Genomic DNA, 16643 nt, shown 5'->3' with positions numbered 1-16643 from the left:
CCATGACAGCAGGCAACCCGAAACTCCTGACCATAATCCTGAACTACCGGACGCCGGAGCTTACCCTGCGCGCGACAGAGGCCGCCCTGCACGAAATGACCGATTTGGACGGGGAGATCCTGATTGTCGAGAACGGCTCGGCTGACAATTCGCTCGGGATGCTGCAGGATCAGGTCGACAAGCGGGGATGGGCCGCTGACGGGCGGGTGCGGGTTGTCGACGCTGGCCGCAATGGCGGATTTGGAGCAGGCGTGAATTTCGGAATACGGACCGGGCTGAATTCCGGCGAGGCACCGGATTTCTACTACCTTCTGAATTCGGATGCATGGCCTGACGCCGGTGCCATCCGGGTGTTGTGCGACTTTCTGATCAACCACCCGAAGGCCGGAATGGCAGGAAGTTACATTCACGGGGAAGAAGGTGAACCGCACCGAACCGCATTCCGTTTTCCCAGTGCGGCGGGCGAGTTCGAGATGGCTGCGCGGACCGGGGTTGTTTCGCGCCTGTTTCAGAACGCGATCGTTCCGATCGAGATCCCGAAATCGACAACCCGCATAGACTGGACCGCGGGTGCAAGCCTCATGATCCGCCGGGCAATGATCGACGAGATCGGCGGCTTTGACGAAACGTTTTTCCTCTATTTCGAAGAAACCGATCTCTGCCTGCGGGCCGCGCGTGCCGGATGGGAAGTATATTATCTGCCTGACAGTTCCGTGGCCCATATCGGCTCGGCCAGCACCGGGATGAAGAGTTGGGACAGAACGCCCCCATACTGGTTCGATTCAAGACTGCATTATTTCAGAAAGAACCACGGATCTCTTTACGCAGGGGTGGCGACAATGGCCCGACTTGCCGGCTCCGCCATTTACGGGCTCCGGCGCCTGATCTCGGGAAAGCCGCAGGCTGATCCAGATCGCTTCATGGGCGATCTCGCGGCGCACTGGCTTCGAAACCTGCGGCCTTCAGCACCCGGGGCAGCGACAGGTGGGGATCTGGCGCCGACCGTGATGACAAGAACGAAGGACAGCCAATGACCCAGTTCTCCTGCACCTTGATTGGAAATGAATCCCTACTCATTGGCTGCGCAGAGGCATTGCTGGATCGCGGACACAGTATTCACGCTGTAGTATCCACGGACCCGACAATCCGCGACTGGGCAGGAACCAAGGGGCTGCCGCTGCATGACCGGTTCGATGAATTATCGAGTGGATTCGACTGGCTTCTTTCCATCGCAAATCTTCGCGTCATCCCGGATGCCGTTTTGCGGATGTCTAAGCATGGGGCGGTCAATTTCCACGACGGGCCGCTACCACGCTATGCCGGTCTGAACACACCGGTTTGGGCTTTGATGGCTGGTGAAGAACAATACGGTGTCACATGGCACTTGATCGAAGGTGGCATCGATGAAGGCGACATTCTTGCGCAGGCGAATTTCGACATCGCTGCAGACGACACAGCCTATTCTCTCAACTCAAAATGCTATGCGGCCGGACTGGAGAGTTTTGGGGAGGTCATTTTCCAGCTCGAGAGCGACGGGCCACAACGGACGGCGCAAGACCTGAGCCAACGCAGTTACTTCGCCCGCGACAAACGACCGGAACACGCGGGCCATCTCGACTTTGCCAAGCCCGCACACGATATGGCGCGTTTTGTCAGGGCATTGGATTTTGGCGGATACTGGAATCCGATGACCTGCCCCAAGATCACCTTGGGCAACGAAGTCTGTTTGATTGGCAACGCCCGGGTTGCGGAAACCGCTTCGGGAATGGCCCCGGGCAAGGTAGTAGACCACAGCCCGAACGCGATCACCGTGGCGACCCGCGACGGTGATCTTGTTCTTGATGACCTGACCGACCCGCGCGGCCAAATAGTCAATCTGACCGGACGTGTTGAAACCGGTCAGTCGCTGGCAGCACCCGTTGCCGGCATTGAGGCGCTGATTGCCGAGAGCCTGAGCGCCGAACCCTTGTGGCGGCGCAACCTGCGCTCCCTGAACCCGCTGCCGGTGCCATTGGCCGGGCGTGCCGGGGATACCCCGGTGTGGAACACCTACAGAATCTCGGTTCCGGACGGTCTTGGCAAAGACAGATTGCTTGCCGCCATTCTCGTCTGGGCCCTGCGCAGCAGCGGTGAAACCTACGGAGATATAGCTTTGGGGCTGCCCGGCCTTGATCGCGGGCAACCGGGTTACTTCAGCGAATGGGTGCCGGTGCAGGTTTCCGAAACTGATACACTGGGCGAGGCAGCTGAAAAGGCGCAGGCCCGGATTCAGCATACCCGGAGCAAAGGCGGTTTTGCCTTGGATCTGATCGCCCGGGATCCATTGATCACGCGCACAGAGACCCCCGAAATCGGGTTGGCGCTGGATGGTTCCGGGCCTGTATCCGGAACGGCGGCCACAATTGCCTTGAATGGGGATTCGATAGCTCTGCACGCTGACGAAACCCGGTTGAGCGCGGCAACAGTGGAACTGCTTGCTAGGCGGTTGGAAGCTGTTCTGCAAAACGTCGCACAGGGCTATGACGAACAGGCCGCCATCGCATCACTTTCTGTCCTTTCCTCAGGTGAAAGAACGCAGACCCTGTCTACCTGGAACGCCACCGCCCGCGACCATGACCGAACGCGGACAGTGCACGCCGCGTTCGAGGCACAGGTTGTTAAGACCCCGGAGGCCGAAGCGCTTGTCTTTGAAGGGCAGTGCCTGAGCTATGGCGAACTCAACGCCCGTGCCAACGGCATCGCTGCGAGTCTGATCCGGATGGGAGTAAAACCCGGTGCTCATATCGGGCTGTTCCTCCACCGGTCGACCGATCTAGTCGCCACCGCGCTGGCCATTTTGAAGGCGGGCGGTGCATACGTGCCGCTGGACCCGAGCTATCCTGCCGACCGGATTGCGCATTACGTCGAAGACAGTGCTGCCTCGGTGATCGTAACCCACGCATCCCTCTCCGATACGCTGTCTGGCAGCGCAGCGCAGGTGCTTGTACTGGACGATACCGCTACGCTCTGCGAGGCCGGCAATCCCGAGGTCCCCGTCACCCCGGAAGATCTGGCCTATCTCATCTACACGTCTGGCAGCACCGGCACTCCAAAGGGGGTGATGGTCGAACATCGCAACGTGATAAACTTCTTTGCCGGCATGGATGACCGCATTGAACATACACCCGGTGACGTATGGTTGGCGGTCACCAGCCTGAACTTCGACATCTCGGTGCTTGAGCTGTTCTGGACCTTGTCGCGTGGGTTCAAAGTCGTGCTCAGCAGTGACGAAAACCGCGCAGTGGTTTCAAAAGGCCCAATCGCTGTCAGCGAACGACCGATCGATTTTAACCTGATGTACTGGGGCAACGACGACGGGCCCGGTCCAAAAAAATACGAGCTGCTGCTTGAAGGTGCGAAATTCGCCGATGCGCATGGGTTCAATGCGGTCTGGACACCGGAACGTCATTTCCACGCCTTTGGAGGTCCCTACCCCAACCCGTCGGTGACTGGCGCTGCTGTCGCTGCAGTAACACAGAACCTGAGTGTGCGGGCCGGTAGCTGCGTTGCCCCCCTGCACCATCCTGCGCGGATCGCCGAAGAATGGGCCGTCATCGACAACCTGACCGGCGGGCGTGCGGCGCTCGGCATTGCGTCGGGGTGGCAGCCCGATGACTTTATCCTGCGCCCGGAGAATTCTCCGCCCAAGAACAAGCCGGCCATGTTCGAAACCATTGAGACCCTGCGCAAACTGTGGCGCGGAGAGCCGGTCGGGTTCCCCAAGGCCGACGGCACTATGCACGAGGTGGTAACGCAGCCACGACCCGTGTCCGAGGAACTGCCGGTCTGGGTAACGACGGCGGGCAATCCGGAAACCTGGAAAGAGGCAGGTCAGATCGGGGCCAACGTACTGACCCACCTGTTGGGCCAGTCGGTCGATGAAGTGGCGGTAAAGATCCGCATCTACCATGCCGCACTTCGCGAGGCGGGGCATGATCCCGCAGATTTCACGGTTACGCTGATGCTGCACAGCTATCTTGCAGGCACACGCGATGAGGCCCGGACCGTCGCGCGGGAACCGATGAAAGACTACCTTCGTGCGGCGGCTGGCCTCATCAAGCAATATGCCTGGGCATTTCCGGCCTTTAAGAAACCCAAGGGCGTCTCGAACCCATTCGAGATGGATCTGGGTGTGCTAAGCGAGGACGAACTGGAAGCCATACTTGATTTTGCGTTTGAGCGCTATTTCGAGGACTCGGGCCTGTTCGGAACCGTCACAGACGGTCTTGCGCGCGTGGAGCAGCTGAAACGGATCGGTGTCGATGAAATCGCCTGCCTGATCGACTACGGCATTGCGCCCGAGGTCGTTCTGGAAGGGCTCAAACCCTTGGCCGAAGTCCTCGCTCGGGCCAATGCACCGGCAGAGATAGCCGAGGATGATTTCTCGCTCGCTGCCCAGATCATTCGCCACAAGGTTACTCATATGCAATGCACGCCGTCCATGGCGCGGATGATCGCCATGAACGACGAAGCCCGAATGTCGCTGGGGCGTGTCCGTCACCTCCTGCTTGGAGGTGAAGCCCTGCCAGGGGATCTGGTCGAAGATCTGCGCGAATGCACCGGGGCGAAAATTCTCAATATGTATGGCCCAACCGAAACCACGATCTGGTCCACATGCGAATGCCTGGAGACTGGCGTTTCGGGAACCGCCAACATCGGGGCACCGATTGCCAACACCTTTGTCTACGTGGTGGATTCAAACGGAGCGCCCTGCCCTGTCGGCGTGCCCGGCGAATTGCTGATCGGCGGCGAGGGGGTCACGCGCGGTTACTGGCAACGCCCTGATCTGACCAACGAGCGGTTCGTGTCGGATCCGTTCCCGGCGGAAACCGGATTAAATACTGCGTCCGATGGATTTGCTTCTCCCCGTTTGTACCGAACCGGTGACCTCGTACGCTGGCGGGTTGACGGAAAGCTGGATTTCCTAGGCAGGACCGATCATCAGATCAAGATCCGCGGCCAGCGTCTTGAGCTGGGCGAAATCGAAGCCGAGATGGCCGCGTTCGCAGGGGTTACGGGCGCCGTAGTTGTTGCGCGCGAAACTGCCGGGGACACACGATTGATAGGGTATGTCACCACGACACCTTCGTTCTCTGCTGAAAGTTTGCGGTCACATCTCGCTACCCGTTTGCCGGAGGTCATGGTCCCTGCCCACGTCGTCGTCATCGACAGCTTTCCGCTGACACCGAACAAGAAAATTGACCGCATTGCCTTACCCGCACCAGTGCCTTCCCAAAAGGCCGAACACAAAGGGCCCGCGCCAGCGGAAGGTCCCGAAGGACAGATCGCGGCAATCTGGTCGAAGATATTGGGGGTCGGTCAGATCCAGGCAGAAGACAATTTCTTTACGCTGGGAGGCCATTCGCTGCTTGCCGTCCAAGCCCATCGAGAGATCCGAACGGCGCTTGACCTGCCCGCCCTGTCGATCACCGACATTTTCCGGTTTCCCACGCTCAAGGCGCTGGCCGCCCATGTCACAACCGGCGGAGAAACTCCACAGGCGCCGCAGGTCGAAGCAGCGAACCGGTCGCAAACCATGTCTAAAAGACGGGCAATGCGTGCAAGCCGCAGGACGAGCGCAGGATGATCGGGCGAGGCACATCCGCCTCGCCAGCGCTACTTATGGCCAGCCAACTGCTCGATCCTGATATCGCGCTGGCCGCAGCCGATCCCCGCTCTGACGCGCATCGATTGCTTGCGGACGAATTTCCGGCAATTGCGACCGCCGTGCCCAAGCGGCAATGCGAGTTCTCGGCGGGCCGCACAGCTGCCCGGCAAGCCATGGCTGGCCTTGGTCTGGCACCGCAGCCGGTTCCCAGTGGTGATGACCGGGCACCGCGCTGGCCGGCTCACCTCGTCGGATCGATAACCCATACTGACCATGATTGCCTTGCCGCCGTAGCGCACGCCCGCGATGTTCAGATGCTGGGCATCGATCTGGAACCGGCCACACCGCTTGACGGCCAAGATTGGGACACGGTTTGCACAGCGGGTGAACAGCAGTGGCTCGCCCTCCAATCAGATCCCGGTCTCATGGCTAAGCTGATCTTTTGCATCAAGGAAGCCACCTACAAAGCGCAATATCCGCAAAGCCGCACCGTCTTCGGTTTCGACGTGATTGAGACGGAGATCGATCACGACAGCCAACGTTTCAGCGCTCGCTTTGTGCGCGATGTTGATCCGTTTCAGGGTGGCGACACGCTGGCTGGCCGATTTGCCATTGGCTATGGCCTGATCGTTGCAGTGGTCGCGGTTCGGGCGTGATCGAAAAGGGAAAGCGGGATAATGTCCAAACAAGTTGACCGGATTTGAACCATGGCGTTTCGTATTCTCCTCTTGTTGGTACTTTTCGCCACCGTCGCCGGTGCGTGGTGGTTCTGGTCGACACCGAAACGCCCTTCGGCAGATGCTGTCACGGCAGCCTACGCCACCCCTCTGACCCCGCCCGACGGCCCGATTTCGGTCTTTCACCTGGGCCACAGCCTTGTCGGCCGCGATATGCCTGCAATGCTGATGCAACTGGCAGATGCCGGATTGGGCACAACGGGCCACGATTATGCCAGCCAACTGGGATGGGGCACATCTTTGATGGATCATTGGGAGCCTGAGATCCCGATCAACGGGTTCGAGACCGAAAACGCCCACGACCGCTTCCGCCCGGCACAAGAGGCCATTAAGTCAGGTGACTACGACGCAGTGGTTCTGACCGAAATGGTCGAGCTGCGGTCTGCGATACGCTACCATGACAGCGCGAAATACCTACCTCTGTGGGCGGATCTGGTGCGGGATGCCTCACCGGATACCCGGATCTATCTGTATGAGACTTGGCACAAACTGGATGATCCGGATGGCTGGTTGAACCGATTGGACAACGATCTAGCCGCGCTCTGGGAAGAAAAGATCCTGTTTGCGGATCTTGCCCGCAACCCTGACAATCCCATTCTTGTCATTCCTGCCGGTCAGGTCATGGCACGGCTGACCCGAAAGATGCAGGAAAACGGCGGCATCGATGGATTGAAAGGGCCTGAGGATCTGTTTTCCCGAAACGAAGACGGCACGCTCGATACAATCCACCTGAATGATATAGGCAACTACCTGGTTGCTCTGACCCACTATGCCGTCCTCTACGGGCGCTCGCCTGTCGGCCTGCCCCATGCCCTCAAGAAGTCGGATGGTGCTCCCGCAATTGCACCAACTTCCGACGCTGCTCGGATAATGCAGGAAACGGTTTGGGCCACAGTCACCGCTTACCCAAAGACCGGGGTGGCGAGATGAGCTGGTTGTCGACACTGACCGGTGTACTCTTTGTCGGGCATTCCCTGTTTGGTCAAACCAATCCAGACATGCTGGATGCGGTGCTGCCGGAAACCGTCCGCGTAGAGGCCCAGATCATTAATGGCGCGCCCTTGAAATGGAACTGGGAGAACGGTGCTGACGCCGAGGGAACCAACGCCAGGGCGGTGCTGCCGCAAGGCGGGATCAATGCAGTCATTCTGACCGAAGCCGTCCCGCTTGCAGGCAATTTCGAATGGAACGACACAGTCACCTATGCAACCCGGTTCTATGAGCTTGCCGTTTCGTCCGATCCGCAAACAAGAGTTTTCCTGCAGGAAACATGGCACAGCCTGAAATCCGGAACAGGCGTCGAGGTCGAGTTTGATCCCGGTGGCGATGTCCCGTGGCGCGATCGGCTAGATCAGGATCTGCCAGTATGGCAAAGCATCGTCGATGCCGTGAACTCGAGCGCCTCTGGACCCGAAATGGAGTTGCTGCCGGCGGGTCAGGCGATGGCCCGGCTGCATGACGAGATCGCCGCCGGCACTGTCCCGGGCCTCAAGGACATTCGGGACGTTTTTCAGGACGACATCCATCCCAACGATTTTGGGTTCTACTACCTGACGATGCTGCAATACGCCGTTCTGACCGGGGAGCACCCTCGTGGCCTTCCCCGCCGTCTAAAAAGCCGCTGGGGGCAGCAGTTCAGGCCTTTGACGCCGGTTCTTGCAGCGCGCCTTCAGGATCTTGCATGGGACGTGGCTCAGAATATCCCCGACACGCGGCCAACGACTGAGACCCCGTCCGTATTGGAAAATTCGGCGACTGCCGCTGTCACGACGACCCCGTTACCTGACGACCTGCCGATCCCGGTTGCCGACCTGTCGCGTTACCCGCCCCCCGCGACACCGCCACCTTTGGCGACGAACCTTGCCGGTATTCTTGATTTCAGTACCCAGCAACCGTTTCTCGACATTTTTAAAACCGCCCGTCCATGGGTCGGTCACCTGCGAGGGGAATGGGGCGGCGTTGATCATCACGAGTTGCAAAGTGCCGGGTTTCTCGATCCGAATGGCTGGCCCTTGGCTATTCCGCATCGGCTGGGCTCGATCGGCACGGTGATCCTGACCGATATTCCGAAAGAGGCCACGCATACAAAAGGACGCTATCGCCTGACATATGATGGCTACGGGATTATCGAGGTCTCTGGACGCGCGGAAAACGTGCGTTACGGAAAAGGCGAGATTCAATTCGACTACACGCCCGGTCCCGGGCTGGTCGAAATCCGCATCCAGCGAACTGACCGGGGCGCGGGGGGGGATCACGTTCGAAACATCAGTGTAGTCAAGTTTGAACACGCCGCAGCCTTTGACGCGGGTGCGATCTTCAATCCGCTTTGGCTCGACCAGTTAGAGGGCTTCGAGCTTTTTCGGTTCATGGACTGGATGGACACCAACGACAGCACGCAATCAAGCTGGGACAACCGCCCAATGCCGCAGGATTTCAGCTATGCTCTCAAGGGTGTTCCGCTTGAAATCATGCTGGAACTGCTGAACCGAACCGGCGTCGACGGCTGGTTCTGCATGCCGCACCTTGCCGACGACGATTTCCTGCGCAATTTCGCGGAAATGGTGAAACGCGACCTGTGGGTCGACCAGCGCACCTATGTGGAGTTCTCGAACGAGGTATGGAACTGGCAGTTTCAGCAGGCAGTCTGGGCAGATGAGACAGCACTATCAAAATGGCAGGCAAAGGACTCCTGGGTTCAGGCCTATGCCGCCCGCTCGGTTGAAATGGCGCGTATCTGGACCGAGGTATTTGCAGACGCCCCGGAAAGGCTGATCCGGGTGATCTCGACCCAAACCGGGTGGACAGGTCTGGAACAGGAAATTCTTGAACCTCCGCTATTGCCCAACCTCAACCTGACAGAGCATTTCGACGCCTATGCGATAACCGGATATTTCGGAGTTCTGTTGGGAATGGAGGACAGGGCACCGCTCGTTCGCGATTGGCTGTCCTCAAGCAAAGCCATTGCCGAAGAACAGGCCCGATCCCTGCCTGCCGCAGATCAAACCGCGTATGTCGCGGCACATAAATATGACGCCGCCTTGCGATGGGCTTGGGCTGAATTGCGCGACGGTTCAATATCGGGCCAACCGGGGGATACGCTCGAGGATTTGCTGACCCGCATTTTGCCCTACCATGCCGATGTGGCCACGCGTCACGGACTTGACCTGATCATGTACGAAGGCGGCAGCCACGTCGTGGGGCTAGGCAATATGCTGGACGACGACGATCTCACCGATTTTCTCTCCGTTCTCAACTACAGCGAGGAAATGGGGCTGCTCTACAAGGAACTCATTGCGGGGTGGTATGCGCGTGGGGGCCAGTTATTTACCGCATTTACCGATGTCTTTCCGCCTTCGAAATGGGGCAGCTGGGGGCATCTCAGACACCTGAATGATACCAACCCGCGCTGGAAAGCCCTGGAGGCATGGAAGTGAGCCGCGTTGTCTCAGTCCTGATACCCGCCCATGATGAAGAGGCATTTTTGCCCGGCTGCGTCGAAGCACTGTTGGCGTCAGAACCTCTCGCCAAAGAATGGCAAATCGAAGTTCTGGTCATTGCCAATGGCTGCACGGACGACACCGCCGACATCGCACGCAGCTTTGCCAAGCAGGCCGAGGCAGCCGGATGGGCTTGGCGGGTTCTGGAACTTTCCAAAGGTGGAAAACTGGGCGCACTGAACGCTGGGGATAAAGCCGCCGGGGGTGATATCCGGGTGTATATTGATGCGGACGTGACCGTTGCACCGTCGTTATTGGCCAAGCTCGTGGCAGCTCTGGACACAGACCAACCCCGCTATGCATCCGGCATTCCCCAAGTCGCGCCTGCAATCAGCATGGCCAGCCGGGCCTATGGCCAGTTCTGGCAAACCCTGCCCTTCGTAACCGACGGGGTGCCTGGTTTTGGTATCTTCGCTGTGAACATTGCAGGGCGGGAGCGCTGGAAGACTTGGCCGGACATCATTTCCGATGACACTTTCGCCCGCCTGAGTTTCACACCGGACGAACGTATCCGGGTCTCCGCCGGCTACGTATGGCCAATGGTCGAAGGGTTTGGAAACCTCGTCCGCGTTCGGAGGCGTCAGAACAAGGGCGTGGAAGAAATCGCCCGGTTGCATCCGGACCTGTTGGCGAACGATGACAAACGAAAGATTGGACCGGGCGGCCTGATTGGACGATTGCTGCAGGATCCGGTCGGCTTTGCCGTCTATGCGGCCGTTGGCATTGCCACCAAAACGCCGATTTATCGCAGCCGAATTCGCTGGGTGCGCGGGCGCTGACTTATCCTGTCGATGACTGCCCAGCCTTTGCAATCAGAGCCGCAAGCTTGGCGGCTTCGACTCCTGCATCGTGGCGGGCCAGAACCCGTTTTCGGCCGCTTGCCCCCATTTCTGCGAGAGCAGCAACCGGGGTGGCCGCGAGATCGGTCAACGCATCAGACAGGGCACCCACATCACCGGCCGGGATGAGCCAACCCGTTTTATTCTGTTGCACCAGTTCAGGCACTCCGGCGATGCTGGTCGCAATGACTGGTCGGGCGGCGGCCATGGCCTCCATGATTACCATCGGAAGACCTTCGGCAAAGCTTGGCATTACCAGCGCCTGCGCTGCCTCAAGCTCCTGCAGGATCCGGCGTTCGTCCAGCCAGCCAGTGAAACGCACATTCTTTTCCAGGCCCAACCGGGTGACCGCAGTTTGCAAAGCGTTTCTCATTGGGCCGTCGCCCACAAGCGTAAGGTGAAGCTCGGGGTTTCGGTCGATCGCCGCAGACATTGCTTCGATCAGAACCATCTGGCCCTTTTGTTCAACAAAGCGCCCGATGGCGACCACCCGACAGGTGTCGTCAGGCACAGGTGCTGGGTCGTCGAACTTCTCGGGGTCGATTCCACAATGAACCACATGGAGCTTCGGCCAGATCTCAAACCCGACCCAGCGCCGCAATTGGCTGCGACCAAACTGACTGACGCCGACCGCAAAGGCCGCGTGCTCAAGTTTCAGGCCGAGAGACAGGGCCCGCGGGGCATCGAATTCCTCCGGGCCGTGGGTGGTGAAAGAGTATCGCGCACCACCCAATTCATGCGCAAGCAATGCCACAGCAGTCGGGTTTGTTCCGAAATGCGCATGAGCGTGTTCAACCCCTGCCTCTGTGCATAGCCGCGCCACATGAGCGGCCTCGGCCAGATAGATCAAATGCCGAAAAACACCGGGTTCAGAAACGCGTCCCATGCGCCACACCAGTCGCAGCGCAGACAGGAATTTTCCCGGTCTCGACAGTGCAGTTTTGGTTACGTCTGCCAGCAGAGCTGCTTTGTGGTCCAAAACATAGGTCGTCTGAGTGGCCTCTTCCCGGTCCTGCGGGTCAACCAGTTCCTGATCCGAGCGTCGCATCGCAATCCGCACCACGTCATGCCCCTGCGCCTCCAGCGCCCGCAACTCGCGTCGGATGAAGCTGTGAGAGGGCTGCGGATAGGTATTCAGGACATAGGCGAGCTTCACGTCGGTCACCTCGGATATAAGCAGGAATTCTTCCCGCCCACATTAAGGTCGGTCGCAACAGATTGGCGATAGGAGAGATTGGCGCGTTGCAAAACAGGTCGAACCTAGGAAGGCGCCTCGGGGCCGGACGTCCGCCGCCGCCGTGTATTCAGCGTAGGGATGGAAACGACTGGTTTGAGACCGGTTTGCCGTTCCATCTGAGCAGCCGTTCGGATCACCGGTTTGCGAAGGTCCAACAGAAAGGCGAGAACTATGCCAACCAACAGACTGGCCACACCGCCAGCTGCCGCAATCATCTTGCGGCTGCGCGAAATCGGGAACTCGGGAACCGTGGCCTCCTCGATGACCGTCAGTCGTTCAGCCTGATTTTGACTTTCGAGCCGATACCCGACCTCGGCCTCAGCCCGGCGCGCGGAGATCAGTTCAAATTCGTCCCGCAACTGGTCGAGCTGCCGCTCATAGGCATTCAATCGTCGCTCAATGTAAGGCGTTGTTTCGATCGAGGCTTCCAATTCGCGTTTACGTTCCAGCAACAAGTCACGCTGCGCGTCCAGCGTGGCGATCTGCTCGATGAAGTCCGCACGCTTGCGCGCGACGGTCGCGGGCCGATCGGTCCGCTCTGATCGTTCCATCTCGCGCTCAAACTCGATCCGTTCGCGAGCAATCGTCAGCAAGCCTTCGTTGATTGTCGCGATCTCCTCACGGCGGAATTCGATACTGCCCGGCAGTGAGATCTCGTTTTCATCCCTGAACCTGACGACTTCGTCTTCCAGTTTGGCAATCTCGTCAGACAGAATCTGTTCGCGCGCGAGAAAGAAGTCCAAAGTCTCGCGGGCATTGCCGATGCGAGTTTCATTCGAAATCTCTATCGTACGCTGCGCAAACTCGTGCGCCACCTGTTGCGCCAGCTCCGCAGTCGGCATCTCGGCCGATATGGTCAGCACCGAGATCGTGCCGTCGTCTGAAAACCCTTCGCGGGCTGCGGCAAGCCCGGTAATCTGCACGGCGCTGCGTAGCATCGCCACTTTTGTGTCGGGTTTGAGACCGGGCTGGTCGGCGTAGATTCCGAACTGTTCGATCATCTCCTGCAAGCTGGACCGCGCCATGAGTTGTTGTTCGATCAACTGCAGCCGGCGCGCCGAAGATCCCTCGACCGTGGTTTTGGCCAGATCATCGGCAATCTTGGGCTGAACCACCTGCAGAACTTCGGCGGCCCAGTAGACCCTTGGCTGTTCCATCGCAAACAACACGGACAGGCCACTGCCGATTGCGGTAACAAGAAAGATCAGGACAAAGCGCCTGCGCACCATGTCAAAAAGATCACCTAGCGAACTGATCGGACCCATTTGCCTGTTCCCTGCAGACCGTTCTTCTCCAAACAGCCTGCCTTGTTCCGTTTCCGCCTGCTCATCGCCCAGCCGGCGAGTATTCGGCCCATTCAATGGCCGTTGCGAAAACTAAATCACGCCAAGCGGGCAAAACTATGGCGCCAATTCGGATACTAGCGGGCCGAAGTCCAATTGGGGTTATGCGCCGAGGCTTTCAACCCCTGAACGCTTTGCCCGGTTCAGGATAACGCCCAACAGCTCGGTCCGGTCGCCCAGAATCCGCTCACAGGCCGCCAAATGATCCGGTGTTGTTCGCGTGGCATCTGACACCAGCAGCACCCCGTCTACCTGGGGCAGGAACGCTGCAAGATCGTCGTGCTCAAGCATCGGTGGCAAATCATAGATCACCACGTCGGGATTGATCTCGTCGACCATGTTGGCCATCGCAACAGTGCAGTTCGCAGTTTGCAAAAGTTCGGCAGACTGGCTGTCCGGCTCCTGCGTCAGACCAACGGCCAGCGTATCGCAAATGCGCACCAAATGCTCGGCCGGTTGCGCTTCTCCGCAAAGAAATCGACGCATCTGGCCAGAGTCGTGCATGTCGAGCAGATCAGCAATGCCGGGCGTGCGTTGATTAAGATCCATTAGTATGTTTCGGCTACCCGGCACCCGCGCCAAGCTGAGCGCAAGATTCACAGCCGTGAATGTCGAACCACAGCCTGAGGTCGGCCCCGTCACGGCTACGCGCTGCCAACCGCGTTCGCGCAACGTTTGCAGCAAACGCGTGCGCAAGAGGTCGAACGCCTTGGCAGCCGGGTCGTTGCGAAAAAAGCTGATCAGCGGTGCGCGAGACCGCAGATGTTTTTGCACACCCGGCAAGCGCAGCGGCAGGCGATCCCACGTATCGGGAAGACGCGCCGGAAGGTTGATCCGGATGTCATCGTCGACATGGGCCGGATCTGCCCCGCGTCGTGCGGCGCGACGCCTAAACCGTTTGAAACCCTGCTGGTTCATTCGATCGAACTCACTCCGAGTGTCTCGCAGCGCAGAGGGAGTAGCTGCCTTCTCCATTGCTGCCTGAGCAGTATATTGCGTCATGACAAAACTCCCAAATGCCTTGATCCGTTCAAAACCGTCTCAATATCCCGTTCTGCGGCACACAACGCCCACGGTCTTCAACAAAAGCTTCAGGTCCAGCGGGAACGACAGCAGCTTGAAATAGTCCATGTCGATGCGCGCACGCTGGCAAAAATGCGTTTCGTTGCGGGCCGAAACTTGCCAGACGCCGGTAATGCCCGGCCGCAAAGCGAAGTAACTGGATGGTTCTCCGTAGATTTCCAGTTGATCCGGCATCATCGGACGCGGCCCAACAAGGCTCATGTCACCTTTCAGCACGTTCCAGATCTGCGGCAGCTCATCCAGAGACGTCTTGCGCAGAAAACCCCCGACCAAGGTGATCCGAGGGTCGCGTTTCAGCTTTTGGGTCGTTTCCCATTCCTCACGCAACTCGGGGTCGTCCTGTAGGTATTTTTGCAACAATTCATCTGCGTCCCGCACCATTGTCCGCAGTTTCAGGATCTTGAAGTATCTGCCATCCCGTCCAAGGCGATTCTGTTGGTAGAACGGAAGGCCGCTTTCGATCCACAATGCAACTGCGCAAAGAACCATGATCGGAACCGTCACAGGCAGGCTCAGGAAGACGAGAAATATGTCGAGTGCCCGCTTGCCATAAACGCGATAAAAGCTCTGTTCCCCGACTTCTTCGCTTGGCATTGCCACCGTATTGGCTGCCGGAGGAACGCTCATGTCGGCGAGAACCGGAGACAACAGACTACCAGTCGCCCCCGGGAAGGAAACGCCCGGCACCCGCCGTAACGGCGTGCCAGAATACGTAACGTCCTTCATCTCCGCCCCCATTCATTTGACGGCGCACACAGAGAAATAGCTCCGCCAAATGGTCGGATGTGTATCGTGTGCGACTTGACCGAAGCCCGGAGTGGCAGTCCCTCCAAGCGATTAAATTGTGAGCCCCGGCTGCGCGATCCCACCACGACAATTCCGACCCCCGGCACATTCAGGACCTGAAGCCGCCCCAAAAATGCCATGATGAAAGGTAACACCCCACCGTCGAAAATTAACAATTTCTGAAAAAACAAACTGTTTCCAATCCAGATGCGGCCAAAACCGCCAAAAAACTCGCGGAAATCGTGACCAATCAAGCGCCAGAGCAACTATTGTTGCCAAAGTGGCGCCAGAAGCCTCAAGAATCGAACTGACAGAATTGATGTCAAACGGCGCCGGCAACCACCCCGAAATATGTCGAGACTGTGGCAGAGTCTTGAAATAGCTGACAAGTTATCAATCGGCGCCAGGCCGATTTTGCCCCCATACTAGGGTATGGAAGAGTGACTATTGGGAGCGTCTTCCGCCCGAAACTGACCCGGAGTCCGACCGGTCCAGCGTTTGAACGCATCGTTGAAACTGCTTTGACCGGCATATCCAAGCAGGAAGGCTATTTCTGCCAGTACCAGATCACTGTCCTTCAGATAGCTCATAGCGAGCGAAACCCGCAGTTCTTCCAGCGTTTTGAAGAAAGTCGTGTTTTCGTCGGAAAGCCGGCGGGCAAGGGTGCGCGGGCTCATGCCAAGCGCCCGGGCAACACTGTCCTGGCTGGCTTCACCTGTTGCCAGACGTTCGGCAATGGCGCGTTCCACATCCACAATGATCGGTGCAACGTTGCGGGATTTGTGACCAATCACGCTTTCGCAGGATTCGACCAAGACCTGATACAGTTCATTGTCGGCTGTCATCAGCGGCAGGTTCAGGTCCTCGCGGCGAAAATGAAAGGCGTTTTCAGCCGCCCCGAATTCGACCGGGCAACTGAAGTAGCGTTCAAACCCGTGAAGATTGGTCTTGCGCGAATGTCGGAACGTCACCAGCGAAGGCGAAAAATTGCGATTGGCAGCCCGTCGCATTGCCGACAAAAGACCCGATGCTCCGAATTCGACATACTGCCTGCGAACAATCCGGCTCGGCACTGCGAAATGCCATGACAGGACTCCGTCCTGATCAAGCCGCGCGGTCTGTATTTCAACGGCGTCGCTGAAAACGCGGCGATACCTGGCGATGTTCTGGATAAAATCCCTGACAGTCGGCGCAGACAGGCCGACATAGCAGATCAGCCCCGTCCGGCGCATTTCGCGTTTGATCCCGCGTTCGAACCCAAGGGAGTCATTCCCGGTCAGCTTTGCCGCATGTTCATAAAATCCGGCGATGTCGTCAAACAGGGCAAAGGGTTTCTTCTGGCCCAGAATGTCTGGTCGAAACCCTGTTCCATCAAAGATCTGGGCCTCGGAATAGCCCTGTTCCAGTAAATCACGGGCCAATACCTGCACGTAAATTGCCCCATGACGCAGTTCGGGATCAGGCATTGTCAGAT

General features: G+C 58.5%; 11 protein-coding genes. 6 read left to right on the top strand and 5 right to left on the bottom strand.

All coding sequences use genetic code 11. The features are described 5' to 3' along the window. The first annotated feature begins 2 nt into the window (after window positions 1-2). From ACP15U_RS14480 to ACP15U_RS14455, 6 genes are read left to right on the top strand one after another with little or no spacing between them, the layout of a single operon-like run. Window positions 3-1034 (top strand): glycosyltransferase family 2 protein, encoded by a 1032-nt coding sequence (locus tag ACP15U_RS14480; protein WP_425045860.1) that lies wholly within the window; start codon window positions 3-5, stop codon window positions 1032-1034. After that, the gene (locus tag ACP15U_RS14475) at window positions 1031-5626 is read left to right on the top strand and encodes a MupA/Atu3671 family FMN-dependent luciferase-like monooxygenase (RefSeq protein ID WP_425045859.1); all 4596 of its coding nucleotides are present in this window, start codon (window positions 1031-1033) and stop codon (window positions 5624-5626) included. Before ACP15U_RS14480 ends, ACP15U_RS14475 begins: the two co-directional genes overlap by 4 nt. After that, window positions 5623-6303 carry a 4'-phosphopantetheinyl transferase family protein gene (locus ACP15U_RS14470; protein ID WP_425045858.1) on the top strand — a complete coding sequence of 227 codons (681 nt, stop codon included), beginning with the start codon at window positions 5623-5625 and terminating at the stop codon, window positions 6301-6303. The genes ACP15U_RS14475 and ACP15U_RS14470 overlap by 4 nt, the downstream gene beginning before the upstream one ends. Window positions 6304-6354: 51 nt before the next feature. Next, window positions 6355-7314, top strand: a complete 960-nt coding sequence (locus ACP15U_RS14465; RefSeq protein ID WP_425045857.1) for a hypothetical protein — start codon at window positions 6355-6357, stop codon at window positions 7312-7314. After that, on the top strand, window positions 7311-9818 hold the full coding sequence (locus ACP15U_RS14460) for a hypothetical protein (protein WP_425045856.1): 2508 nt from the start codon (window positions 7311-7313) through the stop codon (window positions 9816-9818). Before ACP15U_RS14465 ends, ACP15U_RS14460 begins: the two co-directional genes overlap by 4 nt. Further along, window positions 9809-10660 carry a glycosyltransferase family 2 protein gene (locus tag ACP15U_RS14455; RefSeq protein WP_425045855.1) on the top strand — a complete coding sequence of 284 codons (852 nt, stop codon included), beginning with the start codon at window positions 9809-9811 and terminating at the stop codon, window positions 10658-10660. Before ACP15U_RS14460 ends, ACP15U_RS14455 begins: the two co-directional genes overlap by 10 nt. Before the next feature lies 1 nt (window position 10661). Here the strand turns inward: ACP15U_RS14455 and ACP15U_RS14450 are convergent, their stop codons facing one another. From ACP15U_RS14450 to ACP15U_RS14430, 5 genes are all read right to left on the bottom strand, one after another. Then, complete coding sequence (locus ACP15U_RS14450; protein WP_425045854.1) at window positions 10662-11876, bottom strand: glycosyltransferase family 4 protein; 1215 nt, start codon at window positions 11874-11876, stop codon at window positions 10662-10664. 104 nt (window positions 11877-11980) lie between these two features. Then, a complete protein-coding gene (locus ACP15U_RS14445; protein ID WP_425045853.1) occupies window positions 11981-13222 on the bottom strand; it encodes a GumC family protein in 1242 nt (413 codons plus the stop codon). A 180-nt stretch (window positions 13223-13402) separates the two neighbouring features. Then, a complete protein-coding gene (locus ACP15U_RS14440) occupies window positions 13403-14302 on the bottom strand; it encodes a CpsD/CapB family tyrosine-protein kinase (RefSeq protein WP_425045852.1) in 900 nt (299 codons plus the stop codon). Between the two features lie 39 nt (window positions 14303-14341). Next, the gene (locus tag ACP15U_RS14435; protein WP_425045851.1) at window positions 14342-15109 is read right to left on the bottom strand and encodes a sugar transferase; all 768 of its coding nucleotides are present in this window, start codon (window positions 15107-15109) and stop codon (window positions 14342-14344) included. Window positions 15110-15594: 485 nt separating this feature from the next. Further along, a complete protein-coding gene (locus ACP15U_RS14430; RefSeq protein WP_425045850.1) occupies window positions 15595-16635 on the bottom strand; it encodes an AraC family transcriptional regulator in 1041 nt (346 codons plus the stop codon). Between the last annotated feature and the right edge of the window lie 8 nt (window positions 16636-16643).

This window comes from Primorskyibacter sp. S87, from assembly GCF_049801055.1.
Lineage (GTDB): Bacteria > Pseudomonadota > Alphaproteobacteria > Rhodobacterales > Rhodobacteraceae > JBNAGF01.
This window is presented reverse-complemented; position numbering and strand designations above follow the sequence as displayed.

Coding starts and splice junctions, on each gene's coding strand:
- ACP15U_RS14480 (WP_425045860.1), top strand. CDS start 3: ATGACAGCAGGCAACCCGAAACTCCTGACCATAATCCTGAACTACCGG.
- ACP15U_RS14475 (WP_425045859.1), top strand. CDS start 1,031: ATGACCCAGTTCTCCTGCACCTTGATTGGAAATGAATCCCTACTCATT.
- ACP15U_RS14470 (WP_425045858.1), top strand. CDS start 5,623: ATGATCGGGCGAGGCACATCCGCCTCGCCAGCGCTACTTATGGCCAGC.
- ACP15U_RS14465 (WP_425045857.1), top strand. CDS start 6,355: ATGGCGTTTCGTATTCTCCTCTTGTTGGTACTTTTCGCCACCGTCGCC.
- ACP15U_RS14460 (WP_425045856.1), top strand. CDS start 7,311: ATGAGCTGGTTGTCGACACTGACCGGTGTACTCTTTGTCGGGCATTCC.
- ACP15U_RS14455 (WP_425045855.1), top strand. CDS start 9,809: ATGGAAGTGAGCCGCGTTGTCTCAGTCCTGATACCCGCCCATGATGAA.
- ACP15U_RS14445 (WP_425045853.1), bottom strand. CDS start 13,222: ATGGGTCCGATCAGTTCGCTAGGTGATCTTTTTGACATGGTGCGCAGG.
- ACP15U_RS14440 (WP_425045852.1), bottom strand. CDS start 14,302: ATGACGCAATATACTGCTCAGGCAGCAATGGAGAAGGCAGCTACTCCC.
- ACP15U_RS14435 (WP_425045851.1), bottom strand. CDS start 15,109: ATGAAGGACGTTACGTATTCTGGCACGCCGTTACGGCGGGTGCCGGGC.
- ACP15U_RS14430 (WP_425045850.1), bottom strand. CDS start 16,635: ATGCCTGATCCCGAACTGCGTCATGGGGCAATTTACGTGCAGGTATTG.